Source organism: bacterium (assembly GCA_035295165.1).
Classification (GTDB): Bacteria; Sysuimicrobiota; Sysuimicrobiia; order Sysuimicrobiales; family Segetimicrobiaceae; genus JAJPIA01.
Genome location: DATGJN010000047.1, coordinates 46,280 through 67,977 on the forward strand (window position 1 = coordinate 46,280; position 21,698 = coordinate 67,977).

Annotated in this window: 21 protein-coding genes; 3 read left to right on the plus strand and 18 right to left on the minus strand. The window is 70.3% G+C overall.

Features of this window, described 5'->3' with window-relative positions; genetic code table 11:
• Window positions 1-106: 106 nt before the first annotated feature.
• Window positions 107-727, plus strand: coding sequence for a gamma carbonic anhydrase family protein (locus VKZ50_06945; GenBank protein ID HLJ59450.1), 621 nt, complete (start codon window positions 107-109; stop codon window positions 725-727).
• Between the two features lie 82 nt (window positions 728-809).
• Here VKZ50_06945 and VKZ50_06950 read toward each other — a convergent pair whose 3' ends face one another.
• The 16 genes from VKZ50_06950 to VKZ50_07025 all read right to left on the minus strand — a co-directional run bounded on the left by VKZ50_06950 (window position 810) and on the right by VKZ50_07025 (window position 18,655).
• A complete protein-coding gene (locus VKZ50_06950) occupies window positions 810-2,795 on the minus strand; it encodes a hydantoinase B/oxoprolinase family protein (protein HLJ59451.1) in 1,986 nt (661 codons plus the stop codon).
• A 2-nt stretch (window positions 2,796-2,797) separates the two neighbouring features.
• Window positions 2,798-4,837 (minus strand): hydantoinase/oxoprolinase family protein, encoded by a 2,040-nt coding sequence (locus VKZ50_06955; GenBank protein ID HLJ59452.1) that lies wholly within the window; start codon window positions 4,835-4,837, stop codon window positions 2,798-2,800.
• A gap of 70 nt (window positions 4,838-4,907) precedes the next feature.
• The gene (locus VKZ50_06960) at window positions 4,908-6,452 is read right to left on the minus strand and encodes an ABC transporter substrate-binding protein (GenBank protein HLJ59453.1); all 1,545 of its coding nucleotides are present in this window, start codon (window positions 6,450-6,452) and stop codon (window positions 4,908-4,910) included.
• A 38-nt stretch (window positions 6,453-6,490) separates the two neighbouring features.
• Window positions 6,491-7,585: a Xaa-Pro peptidase family protein gene (locus VKZ50_06965; GenBank protein HLJ59454.1), complete on the minus strand. Its 1,095-nt coding sequence runs from the start codon at window positions 7,583-7,585 to the stop codon at window positions 6,491-6,493.
• Window positions 7,586-7,642: 57 nt separating this feature from the next.
• The gene (locus tag VKZ50_06970; protein ID HLJ59455.1) at window positions 7,643-8,506 is read right to left on the minus strand and encodes an ABC transporter permease; all 864 of its coding nucleotides are present in this window, start codon (window positions 8,504-8,506) and stop codon (window positions 7,643-7,645) included.
• A 20-nt stretch (window positions 8,507-8,526) separates the two neighbouring features.
• Window positions 8,527-9,447 carry an ABC transporter permease gene (locus VKZ50_06975; GenBank protein ID HLJ59456.1) on the minus strand — a complete coding sequence of 307 codons (921 nt, stop codon included), beginning with the start codon at window positions 9,445-9,447 and terminating at the stop codon, window positions 8,527-8,529.
• A 264-nt stretch (window positions 9,448-9,711) separates the two neighbouring features.
• A complete protein-coding gene (locus VKZ50_06980) occupies window positions 9,712-10,200 on the minus strand; it encodes a hypothetical protein (protein HLJ59457.1) in 489 nt (162 codons plus the stop codon).
• A 10-nt stretch (window positions 10,201-10,210) separates the two neighbouring features.
• Entirely contained in the window at window positions 10,211-11,323 is a 1,113-nt protein-coding gene (locus tag VKZ50_06985; GenBank protein ID HLJ59458.1) for a hypothetical protein, read from the minus strand.
• Between the two features lie 357 nt (window positions 11,324-11,680).
• A complete protein-coding gene (locus VKZ50_06990) occupies window positions 11,681-11,851 on the minus strand; it encodes a hypothetical protein (protein HLJ59459.1) in 171 nt (56 codons plus the stop codon).
• A 26-nt stretch (window positions 11,852-11,877) separates the two neighbouring features.
• Window positions 11,878-12,627 carry a sulfite exporter TauE/SafE family protein gene (locus VKZ50_06995; GenBank protein HLJ59460.1) on the minus strand — a complete coding sequence of 250 codons (750 nt, stop codon included), beginning with the start codon at window positions 12,625-12,627 and terminating at the stop codon, window positions 11,878-11,880.
• On the minus strand, window positions 12,624-13,913 hold the full coding sequence (aroA, locus tag VKZ50_07000; protein HLJ59461.1) for a 3-phosphoshikimate 1-carboxyvinyltransferase: 1,290 nt from the start codon (window positions 13,911-13,913) through the stop codon (window positions 12,624-12,626). Before aroA ends, VKZ50_06995 begins: the two co-directional genes overlap by 4 nt.
• On the minus strand, window positions 13,910-14,281 hold the full coding sequence (gene aroH, locus VKZ50_07005; GenBank protein HLJ59462.1) for a chorismate mutase: 372 nt from the start codon (window positions 14,279-14,281) through the stop codon (window positions 13,910-13,912). Before aroH ends, aroA begins: the two co-directional genes overlap by 4 nt.
• 117 nt (window positions 14,282-14,398) lie before the next feature.
• Window positions 14,399-14,842, minus strand: a complete 444-nt coding sequence (aroQ, locus tag VKZ50_07010) for a type II 3-dehydroquinate dehydratase (protein HLJ59463.1) — start codon at window positions 14,840-14,842, stop codon at window positions 14,399-14,401.
• The gene (gene aroB, locus VKZ50_07015) at window positions 14,835-16,484 is read right to left on the minus strand and encodes a 3-dehydroquinate synthase (GenBank protein HLJ59464.1); all 1,650 of its coding nucleotides are present in this window, start codon (window positions 16,482-16,484) and stop codon (window positions 14,835-14,837) included. The genes aroQ and aroB overlap by 8 nt, the downstream gene beginning before the upstream one ends.
• Window positions 16,485-16,491: 7 nt before the next feature.
• Entirely contained in the window at window positions 16,492-17,622 is a 1,131-nt protein-coding gene (gene aroC / locus VKZ50_07020) for a chorismate synthase (protein HLJ59465.1), read from the minus strand.
• A 4-nt stretch (window positions 17,623-17,626) separates the two neighbouring features.
• Window positions 17,627-18,655, minus strand: coding sequence for a shikimate dehydrogenase (locus tag VKZ50_07025; GenBank protein ID HLJ59466.1), 1,029 nt, complete (start codon window positions 18,653-18,655; stop codon window positions 17,627-17,629).
• A 22-nt stretch (window positions 18,656-18,677) separates the two neighbouring features.
• Here VKZ50_07025 and VKZ50_07030 point away from each other — a divergent pair, with 22 nt between their 5' ends.
• Both VKZ50_07030 and VKZ50_07035 read left to right on the plus strand, forming a co-directional pair.
• The gene (locus tag VKZ50_07030; protein HLJ59467.1) at window positions 18,678-19,256 is read left to right on the plus strand and encodes a phosphoribosyltransferase family protein; all 579 of its coding nucleotides are present in this window, start codon (window positions 18,678-18,680) and stop codon (window positions 19,254-19,256) included.
• Between the two features lie 4 nt (window positions 19,257-19,260).
• Window positions 19,261-20,565: an MFS transporter gene (locus VKZ50_07035; protein HLJ59468.1), complete on the plus strand. Its 1,305-nt coding sequence runs from the start codon at window positions 19,261-19,263 to the stop codon at window positions 20,563-20,565.
• Here VKZ50_07035 and VKZ50_07040 read toward each other — a convergent pair.
• Both VKZ50_07040 and VKZ50_07045 read right to left on the minus strand, forming a co-directional pair.
• Window positions 20,462-21,190 (minus strand): histidine phosphatase family protein, encoded by a 729-nt coding sequence (locus VKZ50_07040; GenBank protein ID HLJ59469.1) that lies wholly within the window; start codon window positions 21,188-21,190, stop codon window positions 20,462-20,464. The two genes, VKZ50_07035 and VKZ50_07040, sit on opposite strands and share 104 nt — an antisense overlap.
• Before the next feature lie 7 nt (window positions 21,191-21,197).
• Entirely contained in the window at window positions 21,198-21,629 is a 432-nt protein-coding gene (locus VKZ50_07045; GenBank protein ID HLJ59470.1) for a twin-arginine translocase TatA/TatE family subunit, read from the minus strand.
• Window positions 21,630-21,698 lie beyond the last annotated feature (69 nt).

Consider the following 21,698-nt stretch of genomic DNA (forward strand, 5'->3'; position numbering starts at 1 on the left):
GACCATGGTCGCGCTCGACGTCCAGCACGGGCCACACATCCGAACCGCGCGGTTCGTGCGGTCGCGCAGCGAACCGGCGGACCTCAAGATCGGGAGGCGAGCGTACATGCAGATTGAACACCGGGGGCGTCGTCCGAGCGTGGACTCGACGGCGTGGGTCGCTCCGACGGCCGTGCTGTCCGGCGCGGTCACGATAGGCCCGCGTGTCCGCATCTTGCACGGCGCGGTCTTGACGGCGGAGGGCGGCGCGGAGTTGTTCGTCGGCGCCGAGTCCGTGATCATGGAACAGGCCGTGCTTCGGGCGGCCGGGCGGTTTCCTCTCCGCCTCGGTGAGCAGGTCCTCGTCGGCCCCCATGCGTACCTCACCGGGTGCACCGTCGGACCACGCTGCTTCATCGCAACCGGTGCCATGGTGTTCAACGGCGCATCGCTTGGCGAGACGTGCGTCGTCGCGCTGGATGGCAAGGTGCACATCGACACAGAGCTCCCGGCGGGCGCACGCGTTCCCATTGGATATCTCGCGTTCGGGCGACCGGCGAGGCTCTACAATCCGGTGCAGTCCCCTGAGGTCCACGAAGAGCTCAACAAGACCAACTTCATGCGCTACGTGTTCGGTGTCGATCCCGAGGGAAGGGACCGGTCCGCGATCATGGCGGAGGCACTGACGAAGTACGCGCGCGCCCTCGGAGCCCATTCCGGCGACAGGGTGCTCACGAGCGATGAATAGCCAAGGCGTCCCCTCGGACGACGTCGTTGGCCGGCACGGCCGCCCTCCAGATCGTCCGGTATGACCGTCGGATCTCCGCCCGTTACTCCGGCCAGACGAAGCGCTGCTTCACGGTAGCCACCACCCGCGCGACGTCCTCCGGGCTCGGTGTGACGCCGCCGGCGCGCACCGTGATCTCGTCCATCGCCTTGAGCCGGATGAGACCCTGAAACGCCGCGGGAGCATCGCGCAGTCCTGCCTCCAGCGCTTCGCGCACGGCGCCGGTCCAGACCGCGTCGTACGCATCCCGCTCTGGACCGAAGTCGAATTCGCGCTCGGGCATCGCCCCGCGCACCTCGTTCCGCCGTCGGGCCGTCACGTCGAGGTCGGGGTGTCCGCCGGCGTCGAGCACGACCCCGTACACGCGACGCGCCGTCTCGGGTGTGACAAGTTGATTGCGGACATCCTCCGCCACCGCGTCAGGATCACGGGCTAGCGGGGATCCGTGGCCACCGCCGCCCTGCGTGAGGAACTGGATGACGTCCCCCGCTTCCATCTCGAGCACGTCGACCTTCCCGACGTTCCGTTCCTCGGGGGTGCCAGGGTTGAGGATCGCCATGCCGGGAGTCCCGGCGCGACCGCCGCGAAGACCCCACGGGCGGAAGTGGAAGCGCTCAAGACCCCGCGCCGTCAGAATCGTGTGCGGGGCCAGGCAGCGGAAGGTGAATTCGAGCCCGTTCCCGCCGCGGTGCGCTCCGGCGCCTGCGGAATCTTCACGCAGCGCGTACCGCAGAACCTCTACTGGCATCTCGGTCTCCAGCACCTCGATCGGGATGTTCCGGATGAACGAGGAGAACTCCGCCCCTTCGATCCCGTCCTTGGATGCGCGGGCTCCCGAGCCGCCCGAGAGCGGCTGCGCCACGTTCACCTTGAGGTCGCCGGTGTCCGGGTCCGCGCAGGCGATCAACACGGGCGCCGACATCCCGCCGCCTGCCGCCGGAATGTACGCGGGATCGAGACGGCTGAGCGGCCCCATGCTGACTTCCCACGCACGCCGCATCGTGGCGGCGCGAACCCCGCACGCCGCGTTCGTGCGGGGATTCACGAGCGACCCCTCGGGGGCCACGATGTGGAGGGGCCGCACGAGCCCGCTGTTGTACGGCAGATTCGGATCCTTCGTACGCAAATAGTTGACGACACCCGGCACGATCATGTAGTGCCCGGTCTGGCTGAACGTCGGCAGGTTCAGGGCCGCCCGCACCTGCGGATCGGTGCCCGTGAAATCGAGGACGATCTCGCTGCCGCGCACGCGCAGGGTGAGCTCGAGGCGAATCGGATGCCCGCCCGGCACGACGTCGCCCTCGAGGAGGTCGCCAAAGGCGTAGTCGCCGTCTGGCAGCTGCTCGATCAGGCGGCGCGCCTGCCCTTCGGCGTAGTCGAGCAGCGCCCTGCCGCCGCGCATCGCCGCGTCCGCGCCGTACCGGGTAAACAGCGCGTGCATCCGGCGTTCCGCGGTGTTGACGGAGCCGATCAGCGCCTTGAGGTCGCCCCAGTTCTGATCGGGGATGCGGGAGTTCAAGAGCAGCAACCGGAGGAGCCCCTCGTTCAGCTCGCCGCGGGCGTACAGCTTGAGCGGCGGGATCCGAAGTCCCTCCTGCCAGATATCGTAGCAGGAGGGCGAGATGCTCCCGGGCACCTTGCCGCCCACGTCGGATGAGTGAATGAACCCCATCGCAAAACAGCACAGGCGGCCCTCGGCGAAGATCGGCTTCCAGATGAAGACGTCGCACAAGTGCGTGGACAGCCCCCCGGTCAGGTAGGGGTCGTTGGAGATGCAGACATCGCCCTCCTGATACTCCGGAATCGCCGAGAACGCGCGACCGCACCACATGCCGATCATCACGCTCACGCCCAGGTTGATCGGGGCGGCGAACAGCTCGCCCTCCGGCGTGGCGATCCCGGTGCCGAAATCCGCGGTCTCCTTGATGAACACCGTGTGCCCGGTGCGGAGCAGGTTGTACGCCATCTCGTTGGCGATGCTCTGAAACCGGTTCTTGAGGATCTCCAAGAGCACGCTCTGCGGCGGCATCGTCACCGCGCCTCCCCGATCAGGTTCTCCCACTGATCGACGCGCACCGCGAAGCCGGGCGGGACGAACGTCGTGGTGTCGTATTGCTCGATGATTGCGGGACCGTCGAGCGTGTCCCCGGGGCGGAGCGCCGCGCGCGCGTACACGGCCGCCGGCACGCGTCCGGCCTCGAAGAAGATCGACCGTGTGCCGCACGGGCGGGCCACCGCCGGAGGTCGGCCGTCCGCGGCACCGCGCAGCGCGGGCCTCGCGGGCACGCCGATCACCGTGAGGCGCGCGTTGATGAACTCGATCGGGGTGGCCGGGTCCGCGTGCCCGTAGACGTACTCGTGCTGCCGGTGGAACCGATCCGCCAGCGCGTCGCCCGCGTTCGGACCGAACCCGCCGTCGGGCACCGCCACCGTCAATTCGAACGACTGCCCCTTGTAGCGCAGGTCCGCCGCGTACGCGTAGTCGATCCGCGCCAGCTCCACGCCCTCCCCGGTCACCCACGCGGTCGCGGCCGACTTCAGGCCGGCAAACAAGTCCGCGAGTTGCGCGGAGGCCACGCCCAACGGGGCGTAGATCGTCCGCACGAAGTCGCGCCGGAGGTCGGCCAGAAGCGAACCGAGCGCGCAGAGCGTGCCGGGGCTCGGGGGCACGAGGACCCGCGTGATGCCGACCTCGCGCGCGATCAAGAACGCGTGGGTCGCGCCGGCCCCTCCGTACGCGAGCAGCGCGAAGTCCTGAGGATCGACGCCCCGGCGCGTCATCAGCGGCATGAACTGCGCATACATGTTCGACGTCGCGACCTGCAGGATGCTCTCCGCCGCCGCCTCCGGCTCCATCTCCAGCGTGGCGCCGAGCGTCGCCACCGAGTCCACCGCCAGGTCGCGGCGGAGCGGCATCGTCCCGCCCAGGAACTGCGCGGGATCGATGATCCCGAGCGTCACATAGGCGTCCGTGACCGTGGGGCGGCGCCCCCCTCGACCGTAGCACGCCGGGCCCGGATCCGCGCCGGCGCTCATGGGTCCGACCTTCAGCACGCCGGCGGAGTCACACCAGGCGATCGACCCGCCGCCCGCCCCAATCGACGACACGTCCACCGCGGGAATGATGACGGGGAAGTCGCCGACCGCGTTCTCCGTGCCGTACGCGATGTCGCCGTCGATCACGCTGACGTCGGCGCTGGTGCCGCCCATATCGAGTGCGACGACCTTCGACCACCCGGCCTGGCGTGCGATCTGGAGCGCCCCCATGACGCCCGAGGCTGGGCCGGAGAGCAGGGTCTCGACCGGTGAGTGGTAGGCGCTCTCGACGCTCATTGCGCCCCCGTTGGATTTGGTCGTCAACAGCGTTGTACGGGGACTCAGCGTCTCCATCCGGGCGCGCAGGTTCGTGAAATACTGGCGCAACCGGATGCCGAGATACGCGTTGATCACGGTCATCGACGTCCGTTCGTACTCCCGTTGCTCCGGCCACACCTCGTGCGAGGCGCACACGTAGAGGCCGGGGAAGTTCCGACGCAGGCACGCCGCGGCGGCGGCTTCGTGCGACGGATTCCGGTGGGCGTGCAGGAACGAGATCGCGACCGCCTCCACCCCCTCGTCGACCAGCCGGCGGCCCGCCTCCTCCACGGCGGCGATGGGGAGCGGCCGCACCTCGCGCCCGGTCGCGGCGATGCGCTCGTCGACTTCCACCACCCAGTGCCGCGGCACCAGCGGCGCCGGCTTGGCGGTCATGTAGTCGTTCGGATTCGGCACCCGCTGGCGCGCGATGATCAGCACGTCGCGGAACCCGCGCGTCACGAGCAGGGCTGTGCGCGCTCCGGTGCGTTCGATGAGCGTGTTCACGCCGAGCGTCGTGCCGTGCACGAGATACGCGATCTCGCGGGGGTCCATGGACGTCTTCTCGACCAGCTTCTGCAGGCCGTTCCAGACGGCCCCCGCCGGATCCGATGGCACGGAGGGTGTCTTCAGCGACACGACCGCGCCGGCGTCGTCCATCAACGAGAAGTCGGTGAAGGTGCCTCCGATATCGATGCCCAGCCGATAGTGCGCCACGAACCGTGCTCCTCTCTTCCGTCACTCAATCGGGGTCCGACCGGACATCTCCCCAGGACGGCGCGAGGCCCTACTGGCCCGCCGTGACGCCGAGCAACTGAATCCCCTCGTCGGGCCGCGGATGCCAGCCGTGCACGCGCTTGCGCACGGCCCAGATGTTGTCCATCTGGTAGAGGTAGATGATCGGCGGATCGTCGTGCAGCAGCGCGGAGGCCGTCTGGTACAGCTTCAGCCGGGCATCCGGATTGTCGGTGGCGAGCGCCTTCTGCACGAGCGCGTCGAAGCCGGCGTTGCAGTAGAGCGAGGCGCGATACTGGCACATGTACAACTGAAGCTGGAAGTACGCGTCGGGCTGGGTCGAGTACGCGAGAACGTTGAGCGGGGCGAGGGTCCGGCTCATCAACTGCTGGATGAACGGCGCCCACTCCACGATTTGCACCGTCGCGTTCACGCCGACCTGCTGGAGCTGGTTCGCGACGACCTGCGCGAGTTCTTCCCCCTTCGGATAGCGTCCGCGCCCGACCTCCAGCGTGAGCTGACCGCCCTTGTAGCCGGCCTCCTGCAGGAGCTGTTTCGCGCGCGCGGGGTCGTACGGATACGCCTGCACCGCGGGGTTGAAGCCCAAGTACTCGGTCGACAGCACCTGCCCCGGGAGGGCCTTCCCGTACCCGAGCAGCAACCGCGAGACGATCGTCTTCTTGTCCACGGCGTAGTTGAGCGCCTGCCGGATCCGTTTGTCGGCGAACGGCGACGTCGACCGGGAGTCGAGATAGATCCCCATGAGGCGCAAGCTCGGCCCGGCGATGACCACCACGTCGGGGTTCTGCTTAAGGCCGGCCACGTCGTTGAGGTTCACGTTCGTCACGAGATCCGCGCCGCCGCTCTCCAGCGCGGCCATCCGGCTCGCGTCGTTCGGGATCGCACGATACACCACGGTCCCGATCTGGGGCCGGCCGCCCCAGTAATCCGGGTTCGCCTGCAGGATGATCCTGTCGTCCTTCACCCAACTGACGAACGTGTACGGCCCCGTGCCGATCGGGTGGTCGATGAACTGCTGCGCGCCGACCTTCTGGAAGTACTCGGACGGCAGGAGCTGCAACCGCGTCAGCGCTAGCGGCAGCAGCGGAAACGGCGCCGTCGTGCGAATGTTCACCGTGCTCGCGTCGACGACGTCCGCCCCGGCGAGTTGGTTCAGTAGGGCGGCGACGTTCAGCTTGTTGGCCGGGTTGAGGAGGCGGTCGATGTTGAACTTGACGGTCTGCGCCGTCAGCGGCTCTCCGTTCGTGAACTTCACGTTCTCGCGGATCTTGAACTGCCAGGTGGTCGCGTTGAGCTGCTTCCAGCTCGTTGCGAGGACCGGCTTGATCTCGCCCTTCGTGTAGTCCCAGTCCAAGAACGGCTCGTTGATTTGCTGGGTGATGTTGAGCGTGGCCTGCGTGAGACTCCCGTGAGGGTCGAGCGTCTCGGCGTCGACTCCCTGCCCGATCGTGAGCGCCGGACCGGTGGCGGCGCTCTGCGCCGGACCGACGCCGGCGATGAGCGCCACGGCGACGCCAACAGACAACAAGACCCCAAGGGCCCCGTGGACCCGGCGGTGCGCATCAACTCGTGTCACCTGCTCCACCTCCCCCTGACTTCGCCCGTGCCGACTACCTACGCCACCACACAGAGGTCGCGGTGCGCCTGATTGAGACGCTCGCACCCGTCCCGCGTCACGACCACGATGTCCTCGATGCGCACGCCGAACCGGCCCGGCAGATAGATGCCCGGTTCCACGCTGAAGACCATCCCGGGGCGCACGGGGGCGGTGTTCCCGGCCACGATGTACGGGGGCTCGTGCACTTCCAGACCGAGGCCGTGCCCCGTGCGATGCGTGAAGTAGTCCCCGTAGCCCGCGCCGGCGATCACGCCCCGCGCCGCCCGGTCGATCTCCTCGGCCGGCACGCCGGGCCGCACCGCGCGGACCGCCCGCTCCTGCGCCTCCCGGACGACTCCGTAGACGCGCGCGAACTCCTCGTCTGGCGGTCCGATGTGCACGGTGCGCGTCAAGTCCGACACGTACTCCCGATACTTCCCACCGAAGTCCATGCACACGGCGTCTCCGCCGCGCAGCGGCCGCTCGCTCAACACGTGGTGCGGCGAGGCCGAATGGTCCCCGCCGGCGACGCTGCAGATGTAGCTCCACTTCCAGGCCAGCCCCTGCGCGCGCAGATGCCGTCCGATGAGATCGGCGACCGCTACCTCGGTGCGCCCGGCAAACGTCTCCGTTCGGAGGTGCTCGAACACCGCGTCCGTCCGGCGCCCGGCCTCCCGGAGCGCCTCGACCTCGTCGGCGTCCTTGTACTGCCGGAGGCCCCCGATCAGCGCGCCGGCGGACCGGACGCGGGCCCTGGGAAACGCCTCCTGGATCGCCAGCACGAACCCGGCGCGCATCACATCGGAAACGGCGACGACACCGGCCGCGTCGCCGATCCGCGCGCGCAGCGCGCGCCAAGGATCCTCCTCGTCCCGCCATCCCCGCACCTCGATGCCCGGAGCGGCCGCGCGGGTCTTGTCGGCCTCGAGCTGCGGGACGAGAAAGAACGGGTCGCCCGCCTGGGGCAGGACCAGCAGCGTCGGGCGCTCCATGTTCATCGCATCGTAGCCGGTGAGGTACACAAGGTCGGCCGATGGACTGACGATGAGATGCTCGACGCCCACACTGCCCATCTCCGCCTGCGTGCGCCGGCGGCGCGCGGCGTGCTCCATCCAGCGATCCCCCTTCAGACGCTTCTCGAACGGCTCGGGCGAAACGGGCCGGCCGCGTCAGCGATGTCGGGTCGCAGGGTCGGCGACCTCTCGCAGGGCGTCCCCGAACAGGTTCAGGCCCAGGACGACCAGCGAGATCGCCAGCCCTGGAAACACGCCGACCCACCAGGCCGACCGCAGGTAGGCCCAGCCGTCGGCCGACATCGCGCCCCACGACACCAGCGGCGGCTGCACGCCCACGCCGAGGAACGCCAAGGAAGCTTCGGCCAAGATCATCGTCCCCACCTGCAAGGAGGCCACGACGAGGACGGGGACCGCCACGTTGGGGACCACGTGACGGTGAAGAATGCGCACGGGCCGCGCCCCGACGGCGCGGGACGCCTCGATGTACTCCAGCTCCCGGACCGCCAGGGTCTGCGACCGGGAGAGCCGCGCGTACGGGGCCCAGCTGGTGATCGCCAGGACCAGGATGATGTTGAAGAGCGATGGGTGGAGGACCGCCATCACCGCCAGCACCACGACTAGAAACGGCAGCGACATCAGCGTGTCGGTGAGACGGGAGAGCGCGTCGTCGGTCAGCCCGCCGAAATAGCCCGCGCACACGCCGATCGGCACCCCGATCGCCAGGGAGACGGCCACGGCCATCGTCCCCACGACGAGCGAGACCCGGGTCCCGAAGACGACACGGCTGAGGATGTCTCTGCCAAGGGCGTCCGTGCCGAACAGGTGGAACCCCGCGTCCGTCGGCGCCACATGCGGAGGGACCAGGGCGCTCAACAGATCCTGCCGGTTGGGATCGAACGGCGCGATCAGCGGTGCGAACAGTGCCGCCCCGACGAACACTACCGTGAGCGCGAGCCCGAACACACCCTTCGGGCTGCGCGTCAGGACGCGAAGGATGCGCATCGGCCGACTCGCCATCCCCGACGCCCCTACTGATATCATTGGTACCGGATGCGGGGGTTCAGGGCGAAGTAGAGCACGTCGACGACGAGGTTGGTCACCACCACCACCGTGGTGAACACGACGACGAACGCCTGCACGACCGGCACGTCACGGTAGCCGATCGCCTGAACCGCCAACCGCGCCATCCCCGGGTAGCTGAACACCTGCTCGGTCACGATCGCGCCGGCCAGCAGCGTCGGGATCTGAATCCCGATCACCGTCAGGATCGGCAGCGCGGCGTTCCTGAGGGCGTGCCGGTAGAGCACCAACCGCTCGCTCAACCCCTTCGCCCGCGCCGTTCGCACGTAGTCGGTCGCGAGCGCCTCGACCAATCCGGAGCGGGTGAGCCGCGCGACGATCGCCGACGAGAAGATGCCGAGCGTGACGCCTGGCATGACGAGATGGTCGAGACCCCCGCCGCCGCCGTACGGAAACCACCGCAGCCGCACGGCGAAGACCAGGATCAACAGCATCCCTACCCAGAACGTCGGCACACTCTGCCCGAGTACCGCGGCCGCCGACGCGATCGTGTCCACGAGCGAGCGCTGGCGCGCGGCCGCGACGGCGCCGAGCGGGATCCCGAGCACCAGCATGACCACCGCGGATGCGCCCAGCAGCGCGAGGCTGGCCGGCACCCGCTCGAGGACGAGCCCGAGCGCCGGCTGCTGCTGCCGGATCGACTCCCCGAAGTCTCCGCGCGCGGCGCGCACGAGAAACCGCTCGAACTGGACGGGCAGAGGGAGGTTGAGTCCGAGCTCGGCTCGCAGCGTATCGACCTGCTGCTGGGTGGCCTCGAACGGAAGCATCAGCTGGACAGGATCGCCGGACAGGTGGATCAGGACAAACGCGACGAGGACGGTGGCAAACAGCACGATCACGCCACTGGCGAGGCGTCGCCCGATATAGATGAACGACATGTTTAGGCTACCTCGGGCACAGGCGAAACGCAGGGTTTGGACAACACAATAGTTACGGCTGCAGCGCGCGGTGCACCTGCGTCCCCGGACGAGCGGTGCTGTGCGTCGTCGTTCGCGTCACGCGGGGGCGGGATCGTCGACCACGAAGCACGTCGCGCGGACCGCAACGTCGACGCAGCGGATCGCTGTGCTGAACACGGCATGTCCGACCCGGAACATGCGGAGTGGCACCGGGAACACCGGACGGGGCCGACCCGCCGCTCGCTACTTCTCGTGCTTGGGCCAGTGCACCAGAAGAGCGTCGATCTTGCGCGCAACGGTGCCCACCGGGACCAGGGTCGGCCCGGCGTTGCGGACCAGCGCGACGACGTTGGCCCGCGCAAACAGCACCATCGTGTCGTCGAGCCCGAACGCCACATCACCCGGGGCGTGCTTGTCGGTGAGCCGTTCGACGGCGCCGGATTGCATGTTGCCGAGCGCGTCCAACAGTTGGGTATGCGCCGCCTTGACCGAGGCACACTCGAAGACGTCGACGGCGAGCACCTCGCTCGTCGATTCGCCGCGGCGCCACAGCGATCGAATTGTCGTCGTGTCGGCGTGCTCGGCCCGCTGCGACCGCACCAAGGTCCACCCGCGCATCTCCAACCGGTCGAGGCTCACGCCCTCAAGCACCCGCCGGCCCTGACCGCCGCGCCCGCGCCACTTGCCGGCGTCGTATCGCTTCTCGAGGAATCGCCGTTGCTCGACGCTCATCGGAGTCCTCCTACACCACGGTCCGTCTCTGGCGCGTGCCGGGTTGCGGGTTGCAGTTCGGCCGGCCGGCCGGGGTGGCGAGACGGTCGCGATAGAGCAGGTCGCCCGGATTGCCGAACCGCAGATCCTGCGGGAGCAACGGGACGTGCGGAGCGGTCGTGGGATCGCTGTCGCCGTCGACCCGGAGGCACGCGTCGTACACGTCGTCGCTCGCCGTGCAGGCGCCCTCCCACGCGACCTCGTGATAGCTGAACGCTCCCCACCCGCACGCGGTCTGCCAGACGCTGCTGCCGATCGCGAGCAGTTCGTTGAGCGCGAACCCCCACCCCATCTTCGACTGCCACAAACGGCACCCGAGCGCGTTGGCAAACGTCGAGACGATGGTCGCGCAGTCGCTGCAGTTCACGTACACGCCGTTGCCGATTCCCCCGCGCAGCCGATCGACGAACGCGGTGCAGTCGAACGCGCCCCAGCTGTAGTGTGAGCTGCCGCCGCCGGGGCAATCATAGGTGACCACGCTGGGACCCAACGCGTAGACGTGCTGCGTGACGAGCGCGGCGGCCATGTCCCGGGATGTCGCACCCTCCGCCCAGCGGCACGCGTAGTCGAGCACGTCCGTCCAGGGGAGCTGCGTGTTGCCGGCGGTGTAGGGCGCCTGCTTCCACGGGTCGTCCGGCACGTCGAGCACGACGTACAATCGGTGGCGGGTCGTCGCGAAATGGTGCCACGAGCGGTGCGGCGCCGTCCGGTATTCCCACTGCCAGTCGACGTCCCAAACCCCCACGTGGCCGCGCGCGGAAGGCGGATCGATGAGTTCGAACGTGACGAACCCCGTCTGCCCGTTGACGAAGTTCACGGGACGGGCCTTGACGTGATCCTTGACCCGCACCTCGATGAAGGCGACGCTCGGATCGGTCGAACTCATCGAGACCTGGATCGAGATCGGGTTCCCGTGGGCCGGCCCCACCGCATACGCCGCGCGGGAATCTTCCGGATTGACGCAGACAAAGCGCCGCCACTCGGGGACCGCAATCATGCGCGTCGCGTTCTCGCGGATGTTCAGCGCGTCGTGGGTGGCGGCGTTCGCGTCATAATTGAACTTGATCGCCTCGACCGCGATCATCGGTCGCTAACCTCCTCGGTGCCCATCGTGACACTCCGGAAATCCGGTGCATGCCAAGTAGATGTCGCTCGACGAAGAATGCAGGCCTGCCAAACCAGGATCACGCGCACTGGAGAAACGCTCTCATGATACGCCGCCGGGGACGGCTCAAGCAAAGTTCAATATCCGCGACGGTGCGTGGTTTTTCTCGTCTGCCGTCCGTTCTATCGGCCAGCCTCGGGCGACCTCAGGCCAGAGCGTGTTCCGAACACCGCGGGCGCTGGTTCCATCACTCGACGGGAAGCCTGCACGCCATCGCCTGCAATCTCCCGGAAGTTTGGCGGCACCCGGCGTGAAGTCGGACGGCCCCGGCCGGGGTCAGAACCTCTGGCCGGCCACCGCCTTGAGACCCCGGTGCGCGTCCCCCACTAACTTGTCCAGGTGGAGGGAACGCGCGACAACGAGGAGACCCGCGAGGGTGGCGGACGCCGTGCCGACCAACATATAGAAATCGTGCCAGCGTGCGACCTCCCGAGCGAACGCGTCCACGCTGCTCCTTCGGCCGCGTCGGACCGCTACCCGAACAGCCCCCGCGCAAGCAGATTGAGGCCCGCCAGGAACACGAGCGCGAGCACGATCCGGCTGAACGTCTCCGGGCGGAGCGAGTCTTGGAGTCGCAGCCCGGCCCAGGTGCCAACGGCCATCGGGGCGCACGCCAGCACGGCCGTCCCCATCACCGGTCCTCCGTAGAGCCCGAGCCGAAGATACGATACGAACTGTGCGATGTTCCCGACGAAGAACATCATCGTCATCCAGAACACGAACGGGCGCTTCTCGAGCCGCAGCATGTGGAGATAACTCGCGACCACCGGCGAGAAGATCCCGGTCGAGCCCCCGAGCACCCCTGCGGCAAGACCGACCACGGGCCCCGCCCGATGTCCGGCCGCCGGGGGGATCCGCTGGACCAACCGGAACGCCGTGGCGACGACGTACAGCGCCGATACCGCGCCCACAAGAATCGACAACGTGCGCGGGTTCATGGCGGTGATCAGAAGCGCGCCCGCGACGACGCCCGCGGCCAGGGCGGCGAGCGTGGCGATGAACGGCCGCGCGTCGGTCGGGCCGCCCGGGCCCCGGCCCACCAGCATGAGGTTGCTGAGGAGCGTCGGGAACACCACGAGGGGAATCGCGATGTGCGGGCCGAGCACGATCGAGAGCAGCGGGATGGCGAGGAGCGGAAACCCGAACCCGATCGCGCCCTTGATCGTCGCGGCGACGCACACGATCACGGCGATGACCGCGAGGTGCGTCGCGTCGTACGTCACGTGCCGGTCACGCCGCGGAGGGTCTCCTCGAACTCCGGAAACGACGTCTGGATGCACGCCGGATCGTCGATCGTCACGGGACCGTCCGCGCACAGGCCGGCGACTGCCATCGCCATCGCGATCCGGTGATCGCCGCCGCTCGCAACACGCCCGCCCCGCAGGCGCGCCACGCCCGTGATCGCGAGCCCGTCCGGCCGCGGCTCGACCGCGGCGCCGAGCCGGCCGAGTTCCCGCGCGAGCGCGGCGATGCGGTCGACTTCCTTGACGCGCAGTTCGGCGGCGTCGCGGATCAGCGTCTCACCCTCGGCCAGGCACGCGGCCACGGCGATCACCGGCAGCTCGTCGATCGTGCGCGGGATCAGCGCGCCGCCGATCGTCACGCCGCGGAGGCGCGAGGCCCGCACGGTCACGTCGCCGACTGGCTCCCCGCCCTCGTCGCGCTCTCCCCGCACCCGCACATCGGCGCCCATCAGCCCAAGCACATCGAGCACACCGGTGCGGGTCGGGTTGAGGCCGACATCTTCAACCGTCACCTCCGAACCCGGGACGAGCGCAGCCGCGACCAGCAGGAACGCGGCCGAGGACAGGTCGCCCGGCACGCGCAACGCGGTGCCGCGGAGCGCGGCCGGCCCGCTCATGCGGACCGCGAGTCCGTCACGCCGAACCGGCACGCCGAAGGCGCCGAGCATCCGCTCCGTGTGGTCCCGGCTCTGCGACGGCTCGCGGACCTCGGTCTCGCCATCCGCGAAGAGCCCCGCCAGCAGCACCGCGGATTTGATCTGCGCACTCGCCACCGGCGTCTCGTACGCGATGCCCCGCAGGCCCCCGCCGTCGATCGACAGCGGCGCGAGGCGCCCGCCGCTCCGCCCACTGATCCGCGCGCCCATCCGGCGGAGGGGCGTGGCGACCCGGTCCATCGGGCGGCGTCGAATGCTCGCATCGCCGGTGACGACGCTGTGAAACGGCTGGCCGGCAAGGATCCCGGACAGGAGGCGAATCGTCGTGCCGGAGTTGCCGACATCGAGGACCTGATCCGGCTCCGTGAGCGCGCCGCCGTGGATCACGAGGCGGGTGCCGTCGTCGTCCACCCGCACGCCCATCGCCTGCATGCACGCGAGCGTGGCAAGACAGTCATCGCCACGCAGGAACCCGTCCACGGTGGTCGTGCCCGCCGCGAGGCCGCCGAGGAGCGCGGCGCGGTGGGAGATGGACTTGTCCCCGGGCACGCGCACGGCCCCGCGCAGCGACGACCGCGGGGTGACGACGAGCGACGCGGACGGGGTCACGAGCGGGACGCCAGATCGGGACGGAGCTGCGTCGCCCCGCCCAGGTACACGTGCCGGACCTCATCCATCGTCTTCGTCGTGTTGATGAGCATCAGCACACGCACGCAGCGCTGGAGCGCGCCGGGGACGGCGATCTCCTGCATGCACATCAGCGGCACCTGCGTCCATCCGGGAAGACGGCGGCCGGCCTCGGCCGGGAACACGGCGTTGAGATCCGGAGTCATCGTGAAGATCACGCCGGCGATGTCGTCGCTGTCGACCTCGTTCTCGCTCACGATGCGCTGGAGCAGCTCGAAGGTGGCGCTCAGGATCGCCTGCTCCGTGTTCGCGTCGACGGTGGTCGCGCCGCGAATCCCGCGGAATCGCATCGCACTCCTCCTCGCGCCGGCGCGCTCCGCCCGACTCGGCTGTTGCTTCGACCGGCGCTCCAGGCCATCCTCTGCCGGCGCGCCGCGCGACCCGGTCGCGCGAGGCCGGACCTCGCGTCAGGTCCGCGGATGAGCCAGCGCCGCCGCCGCCCGGAGGCCCAGCAGGTAGCTGTCCGCCCCGAATCCGGCGACCTGCCCGGTCACGACCGGCGAGATGACCGACACGCCGCGGAAGGCCTCGCGCGCGTGGATGTTCGAGACGTGCACCTCCACGACCGGAAGCGCGATCGCGGCGATCGCGTCCCGCAGCGCGATGCTGTAGTGCGTGAACCCGGCGGCGTTGAGCACTACCGCGCCGAATTCGCCGCGTGCGGCGTGCAACCGGTCGATGATCGCACCTTCGTGATTCGACTGGAACGTCTCGATGGCGACGCCCAACTCGCCGGCCAGCGCCTGGAGTCGCCGGTTCACCTCGGCGAGCGTCACGGTGCCGTAGAGGTGCGGCTCCCGGCTGCCCAGCAGGTTGAGGTTGGGCCCGTGGATCACCAGCACCTTAACCATCGCCAAGCACCTCCTCCAGCAGGGGTGTCGGAACGTCGTCGCGCACCACCGTCCGGCCGATCTCGACCGGCAGCACGAACCGCAGGCGGCCGGCGCGCGCCTTCTTGTCGAGCGTCATTGCGGCGGCGACCGCCTCTGGCGCCGGCGGCCGCCGGAGCCGCAGCTCGGCGAGGCGCACCGGCAACCCGGCACCGCGGAGGAGCGCCGCCTGCCGGTGCAACAGCGCCGGCTCGCACAACCCGAGGCGCACGGCGATCCGCGCCTCGAGCGACATACCGACGGCGATCGCCTCGCCGTGCGTCAGCCCGCGGTATCCCGCGGCGGCTTCGACGCCGTGCCCGATCGTGTGCCCGTAGTTGAGCACGATCCGCCCGGCCTCCTCCCGCTCGTCCCCGGAGACCACGTCCGCCTTGTACGCGGCGCAGCGCCCCACCACGATCGCCAGCGCCTCGGGGTCGCGGCGGAGCACGGCGCCGAGCCGGTTCTCCAGGTACGCGAACAGGTCCGGCGCGCCGATCACGCCGGTCTTGATCACCTCGGCCAGGCCCGACCGCACCTCGCGCGCCGGCAGCGACCCGAGCAGGTCGATGTCCGCGACGACGAGCACCGGTTGGTGCACGGCGCCGATCAGGTTCTTGCCGCGGGGGTGGTTGACCGCCGTCTTCCCGCCGATCGCGGCGTCGACCTGCGCGAGCAGCGTGGTCGGCACGGCCGCCCACGCGATACCGCGCAGGAACGTCGCGGCCACGAACCCGCCGAGGTCACCCGCCACGCCGCCACCGAGCACGATCAGGGCGGAGCCGCGGTCGAGCCGCGCCTCCAGCAGCCGGTCATAGACGCGGTTCGCGGCGCGGAGGCTCTTGCTCGCCTCGGACGCCGGGACGGTGATCGTGACCGCCTCGTACCCGGCGTCGCGCAGCGACGCCGCGAGGCGGCCGCCGTACAGCGCCTCGAGCCGGGGGTGGGTCAGCACCGCGACGCGCCCGGCGACCCCGCAGTCACGCAAGTGGGCGCCGACGCCGCCGATTGCGCCCACGCCGATGCGCACGTCGTAGCCGCGCGACCCGGTCGCCACGCGCACCACGCGCTCGGGCACCGGCCCGGTGTTGCGCGGATCGGTCCCGCCGTTCCGCCCCTTCCACGTGGCCGCGAACGCCTCAACGCAGCGGGCGGCCTCCTCCGCGGAGACCGACGACGTGTCCAGGACCAGGTCGGCGTCGTGATACAGTGGGCTGCGCTCGGCGAGCAGGCGCCGGACACCCGCCTCGGGGTCCACCCCGAGCAGCGGCCGATCGACACCGCCGCCCACGCGGGCGAGAATCGCCGCGGGCTCCGCGCGCAGCGCGACGATCATCCCGTTCCGGCGGAGGTGCGCCATGTTTGCGGGGTTGAGCACGACGCCGCCCCCGGTGGCGATGACCGTGCCTTCCCGCTCCCCCACGGCGGCCACGATCTCGCTCTCGATCCGGCGGAACGTCGCCTCGCCGTCCTCGGCGAAGATGCGCGGGATCGACCGGCCGGCGCGCTCCTCGATCAGCGCGTCGGTGTCCACGAACGGACGGCCGAGCCGGGTCGCGAGCGCCCGGCCGACCAGGGTCTTGCCCGTGCCCATGAAGCCGATGAGCACCACGTTGTGGCGCACGTCCGTCTCAGGCCTCCGGCCCCGTGCGCACCCAGCGCGCGTGCGCCTCGTACGCCTGCCGCATCTCCGCCAGGCTATCGCCGCCGAACTTCTCCACCATCGCGTCGGCGAGGACGATCGCGGCCATCGCTTCCCCGATCACGCCGGCGGCCGGGACCGCGGTCACGTCGCTGCGGACCACCGCCGCCTCCACGCGCTCCTTGGTGACGATGTCCACGGACGCGAGCGGGCTGCGGAGCGTGCTGAGCGGCTTCATCGCCACGCGGACAACGAGGGGTTCGCCCGTGGTCATGCCGCCCTCGGTGCCGCCGGCCTGGTTGGTCGCGCGGTAGAAGCCTCGCTCCGGATCGTAGAAGATCTCGTCGTGCGCCGCCGACCCGGGGAGGCGCGCCTCCGTGAAGCCCTCGCCGATCTCGACGCCCTTCATCGCGTTGATGGACATCATCGCCTGCGCGAGGCGGCCGTCGAGCCGCCGGTCCCAGTGCACGTAGGTGCCGAGCCCCACCGGCACCCCGGTGACCACGACCTCGAAGACGCCGCCGAGCGTGTCGCCCTTCTCGCGCGCCTCGTCGATCGCCGCGATCATGCGGGCCTCGGCCTCCGGATCCACGCAGCGCAGGGGCGACTGCTCGGCGATCGCGGAGATGTCCTCGGGCCGCTCGGGCCGCCGGGTCGCGGCGATGCCTCCCAACTCCACCACGTGGCTGCCCAGCGCGATCCCGAACTGCCCGAGCAGCGCCCGGCAGACGGCGCCGGCGGCCACGCGCGCCGTCGTCTCGCGCGCGCTGGAGCGTTCGAGGACGCGCCGGACATCGTTGAAATGGTATTTCAACGCGCCCGCGAGATCCGCGTGCCCGGGACGCGGCCGGGTGAGCGGCGGCTCCTCCCGCCGCCAGTCCTTGTTGCCGATCGCGAGCCCCACCGGCGCGCCGATCGTGGTACCGCCCATCACGCCGCTGTGGATCTCCGCGCGGTCTTTCTCGATCTGCATCCGGCCGCCGCGGCCGTACCCTTGCTGCCGCCGCGCGAGCTGGACATTAATCTCGTCCTCCGACAACGGCACGCCCGCGGGCAGGCCCTCGACGATCACGAGGAGCCCCCGCCCGTGTGACTCGCCCGCCGTCAGGAATCGAACCATCGCGTCACCGCCCCGTCCGTTCTTCGGCCGGGACCTCGCGGGGCAGCCCCAGCGACTCCCGCATCACATCGATCGGCGCCGCGCGCCCGGTCCAGATCTCGAACGCCCGGGCGCCCTGGTACACCAGCATCGCGAGGCCCCCCAGCGTGCGGCAGCCCCGCGCCCGTGCGTCGTGCAGCAGCGCCGTCTCGCGCGGTTCGTAGATCATGTCCATCACCAGCAGACCCGGGTGCAGCGCGTCGCGCGCCACGGGCGAGAGCCCGCGCTCCGCCCCGCCGCCCAGGGTGGTGGCCTGGATCAACACTCCCGAGTCGCGCAGCGCGGACCGGATACCGGACCCGTCGAGGGGAAGCGCGTCCACGGTGCACGACGGGAAAAACCGCCGTGCGCCCTCCGCGAGCGCCGCGGCGCGGTCCCAGTTGCGGTTCGCGATCACGACCGAGGCGGCGCCAGCGCCCGCCAGCGCAAACGCCGCGCCGCGCGCGGCGCCCCCGGCGCCGACGATCACAACGCACGCCCCTTCGACCGAGATCCCGCCGTCGCGCCGCAGGGCGTCGAGCATCCCCGCCCCGTCGGTGTTGTAACCGACGAGGCGCCCGCCGTCCACCCGGATCGTGTTCACGGCCCCGATTGCCCGGGCGTCCTCGGTCGTCTCGTCGAGGTAGGCCACGGCGGCCTCTTTGTGCGGCACCGTCACGTTCGCGCCGGCGATGCCGAGCGGGGCGAGCCCGCGGAGCGCGTCGGCGAGCCGGTCCCGCGGGACCGGGAACGCCACGTAGCACCAGTTGAGCCCGCGCGCCGCGAACGCTGCGTTGTGCATGCGCGGAGAGAGACTCTCCCGCGCAGCACCCCCGATGACCCCGACGACCGTCGTCGCCCCGTCGATCCCCGTACGGTTACCTCCCGCGAACGTCCTACCAATTATAGGGAACCACCCGGCGGCAGCACAAGCCGGACGCCGCCCGGGCACGGACCGGCACCGCGGCCGCGCGCACAGGGGCCGCCGGGCCTCTGCCCGAAATGGACGTGGCACCAGCGCGAACGGGAGGCGGCCGATGAAGTACGAGGGACAGGAGTACTACGAGATCACGATCGCCGGGCTCCGCCGCAGGCTACCGGTGGTGCCGATCACGGACTCGCTGTGGATCGCCGCGTTCGTCCTGTGGGGCGACGTCGAGATGACGAACGTGTGCGCGCGGCAGATCGCGGAACGCCTCCGGCCCACGGTGTTCGACTGCGTGGTGTCCGTCGAGGCCAAGGCGCTGCCGTTGGCGCACATGGTCGCCACCTATCTCTCGAACCCGCTGACCGGCCATTTCTTCCCGTACGTGGTGTGCCGCAAAAGCGTGAAGGGCTACATGAAAAACCCGCTGACCGTCGAGGTGAAGTCCATCACGACCGCGGGGATGCAGAAGCTCGTGCTGGACGGCGCGGAGGCGGACCGTCTGCGCGACGCGCGGGTCGCGGTCGTGGACGACGTCGTGAGCACCGGGGGCAGCCTCCGCGCCGTCGACGAACTGCTGCATCGGGTTGGGGCGCGCGTCGTGGCGCACGCGACGGTGCTGCTCGAGGAAGGCGGCTACCAGAATCCCGATCTGATCTCGCTGGGGACGCTCCCGATCTTCACTCGCTAGCCGCGTGAACGCCGAGCGCCCGAGGGCGCATCCCGCGGTCTATGGTGCCGGCGCCTTCGGCGCCAGCATGCTGTTGCAGACGATCCTGTTGTGGGCCGTGTACTTCTACGCGCCGCCGTCGGGGCTGGCGCGGCTGCGGCCGGAGTGGATGGGCCTCGCGCTCGCCGGCGGCCGCATCGTGAACGCGCTCAGCAACCCGCCCGTAGCGTTCTGGAGCGACCGGCTGCGTACGCGGTGGGGCCGGCGCCGCCCGTTCCTCGCGGTCGGCGCCCCCGCGCTGGCCGTCTGCTTCGCGCTGCTGTGGATCCCGCCGCCGCTGCCTCCGGTGCCGATGTTCCTCTACGTGCTCGCGGTCCTGGTCGGGTTCTTCTTCTGCTTCTCGTTCGCGATGAATCCGTACGCCGCGCTGCTGCCCGACATCACGCCGGGCGGACACGGCCGCGTGGTGGTCGCGTCGTGGCAGGCCGGGGCCTCCATCGGCGGCGTTGGCATCGCCATGATCTCGTCGGCGTGGCTGATCGCGCACGCCGGGTTCGACGTGATGGGTGCCGCGATCGGAGCGGGGGCGCTCGCCATGCTGTGGACCGTCGCCGCCGGCGTCCGCGAACCCGCTCCCTCCGGCGACGCGGCGTCGCCGGCGTTCTGGCGCGAGATCGGCGGCGTGCTGCGGGACCCCGGGTTCCGCATCTACGTGGTGAGCCTCGCCCTGCTCTGGATCGGTACGAGCATGGTCAACTCTGCGATCGTGTATGTGATCACGGTGCTGATGGGGCTTCCGCAGAGCTCGGTCGGGGTCGTGCTCGGGGTCACGTTCGTCTGCACGCTCGGGGCGTTCCCGCTGCTGGCGCGCCTGACCCGCGCCCTGGGAACGCCCCACGTACTCAGGTGGACGCTCGCCGCCGCCTCCGCCGTCATCCCCCTGATCGGGGCGATCGGCCTGCGGGGCGTCCCCGGCGCGCCAGCCGTCCAGGGCTTCGTGGTGGTCGTGCTCGCGGCGGCGCCGCTCGCCGGTCTCCTCGTCCTGCCGAACGCGCTGCTCGCGGACATCGCGGAGGCGGGCCACGAGCGGACGGGCGAGGGGCGGGAAGCGATGTACTACGCCGTCCAGGGCCTCATTCTCAACGCCGCGTCCGCGGGGTCGTCCGCTCTCCTCGGCGTGCTGCTCGCTCTCGGCGACAGCCCGGGCCACAGCCTCGGGCTCCGCCTCATTCCGGTGGTCGGCGGGGGGTGCACCTTACTTGCGCTGCTGGCGTTTCTCCCGTTTTCATCCGGGGCGGCGCGGGCGCCTCAAGGTGCGCCGTCTCGTTGAGCAATGCCACCCGCGCCACTTTTGCGTCGAACTCCAAGACGTTGATCGCCCCGTTGTCCTGCCGGATCGCCCAGTAGCGGCTGAGCGGCGCATCGAGCACGGCGAGCAGGATCGTCTTGTTCAGGCCGCCGTGCGCGACGGCGGCAATGGTCTCGCCCGGGTGACGCGCCACCATCTCGCCGATAACCTGGATCCCGCGCGCGCGCAGCTCCGCGAGCGTCTCACCGCCGCCCGGCGTGATGCGCTCGGGGTCGCGCCGCCGGGCCCGGAGGATGTCCCCGAATCGCGCGGTGATCTCCTCCGACGTGAGCCCTTCCCACTCGCCCATCGCGACTTCCCGCAGGCGGTCCAGCGGGCGCACCGGCAGGCCGTGGGGCGCGGCGATGGCCGCGGCGGTGTCGCGGGCCCGGGAGAGGGGGCTGCTGTAGATGGCGCGGAACGGGACGGCCGCGAGCGCGACGGCCAGGCGCGCGGCCTGCTCGCGCCCGAGCGTGCTCAGCGCGCTGTCGATGTGGCCCTGATAGCGCCCCTCGGCGTTCCAGTCGGTTTGCCCGTGGCGGATCAGGTAGACGCGCGTGACGCCGTGCGCGGACCTCGGCAGCGCCTCTGAAGGCAGTGTGGTCACGCCGCGGTTAGGACCCGGTCTGCTGGACTTGTCGCGTGGTTTCGCGGAGGGCCGCCGCGGTGGGTTCGGACGCGAGGGACGACGGATCTTCGTCGTCGGGCGAAACGACCTGCACCTCCGAGGAGGACGCAGGCGTGTCCGCGGCCACCGCGGCTTCGGTTGCCTCGGCGCTCCCGCTCATGAACGACGCGTCTGCGAGCGCATCGGGCGCGGGGAGCGCCTGCTGCACGGTCTCGCCCATGTCGTGCATCGTGGAGGACGCCTCCTGCGTGAACTCGCTGAAGGCCTGCCGGGCCTCGTCCTGCGCGCCCCGGACGGAGTTGCGGAAGTCGCGGATCGTGCGACCCAGCGTCCCACCGAACCCGGCCAGCCTGGACGGGCCGAAGATCAGGAGCGCGATCACGAGCAGGATCATCAACTTCTCTGGATTGTCGAACATCACACACCTCTTCCTCCGGCGGCCTCGCCGGAGCTCCCCGGACATTTTACACCACGGACGCGGCCGCGA

Excerpts from the sequence above, each read along its gene's own strand:
- VKZ50_06945 (HLJ59450.1), top strand. The coding sequence starts at position 107 with ATGCAGATTGAACACCGGGGGCGTCGTCCGAGCGTGGACTCGACGGCG.
- VKZ50_06950 (HLJ59451.1), bottom strand. The coding sequence starts at position 2,795 with ATGCCGCCGCAGAGCGTGCTCTTGGAGATCCTCAAGAACCGGTTTCAG.
- VKZ50_06965 (HLJ59454.1), bottom strand. The coding sequence starts at position 7,585 with ATGGAGCACGCCGCGCGCCGCCGGCGCACGCAGGCGGAGATGGGCAGT.
- VKZ50_06970 (HLJ59455.1), bottom strand. The coding sequence starts at position 8,506 with ATGGCGAGTCGGCCGATGCGCATCCTTCGCGTCCTGACGCGCAGCCCG.
- VKZ50_06975 (HLJ59456.1), bottom strand. The coding sequence starts at position 9,447 with ATGTCGTTCATCTATATCGGGCGACGCCTCGCCAGTGGCGTGATCGTG.
- VKZ50_06980 (HLJ59457.1), bottom strand. The coding sequence starts at position 10,200 with ATGAGCGTCGAGCAACGGCGATTCCTCGAGAAGCGATACGACGCCGGC.
- VKZ50_06985 (HLJ59458.1), bottom strand. The coding sequence starts at position 11,323 with ATGATCGCGGTCGAGGCGATCAAGTTCAATTATGACGCGAACGCCGCC.
- aroH (HLJ59462.1), bottom strand. The coding sequence starts at position 14,281 with ATGCGATTCCGCGGGATTCGCGGCGCGACCACCGTCGACGCGAACACG.
- aroQ (HLJ59463.1), bottom strand. The coding sequence starts at position 14,842 with ATGGTTAAGGTGCTGGTGATCCACGGGCCCAACCTCAACCTGCTGGGC.
- aroC (HLJ59465.1), bottom strand. The coding sequence starts at position 17,622 with ATGGTTCGATTCCTGACGGCGGGCGAGTCACACGGGCGGGGGCTCCTC.
- VKZ50_07030 (HLJ59467.1), top strand. The coding sequence starts at position 18,678 with ATGAAGTACGAGGGACAGGAGTACTACGAGATCACGATCGCCGGGCTC.
- VKZ50_07045 (HLJ59470.1), bottom strand. The coding sequence starts at position 21,629 with ATGTTCGACAATCCAGAGAAGTTGATGATCCTGCTCGTGATCGCGCTC.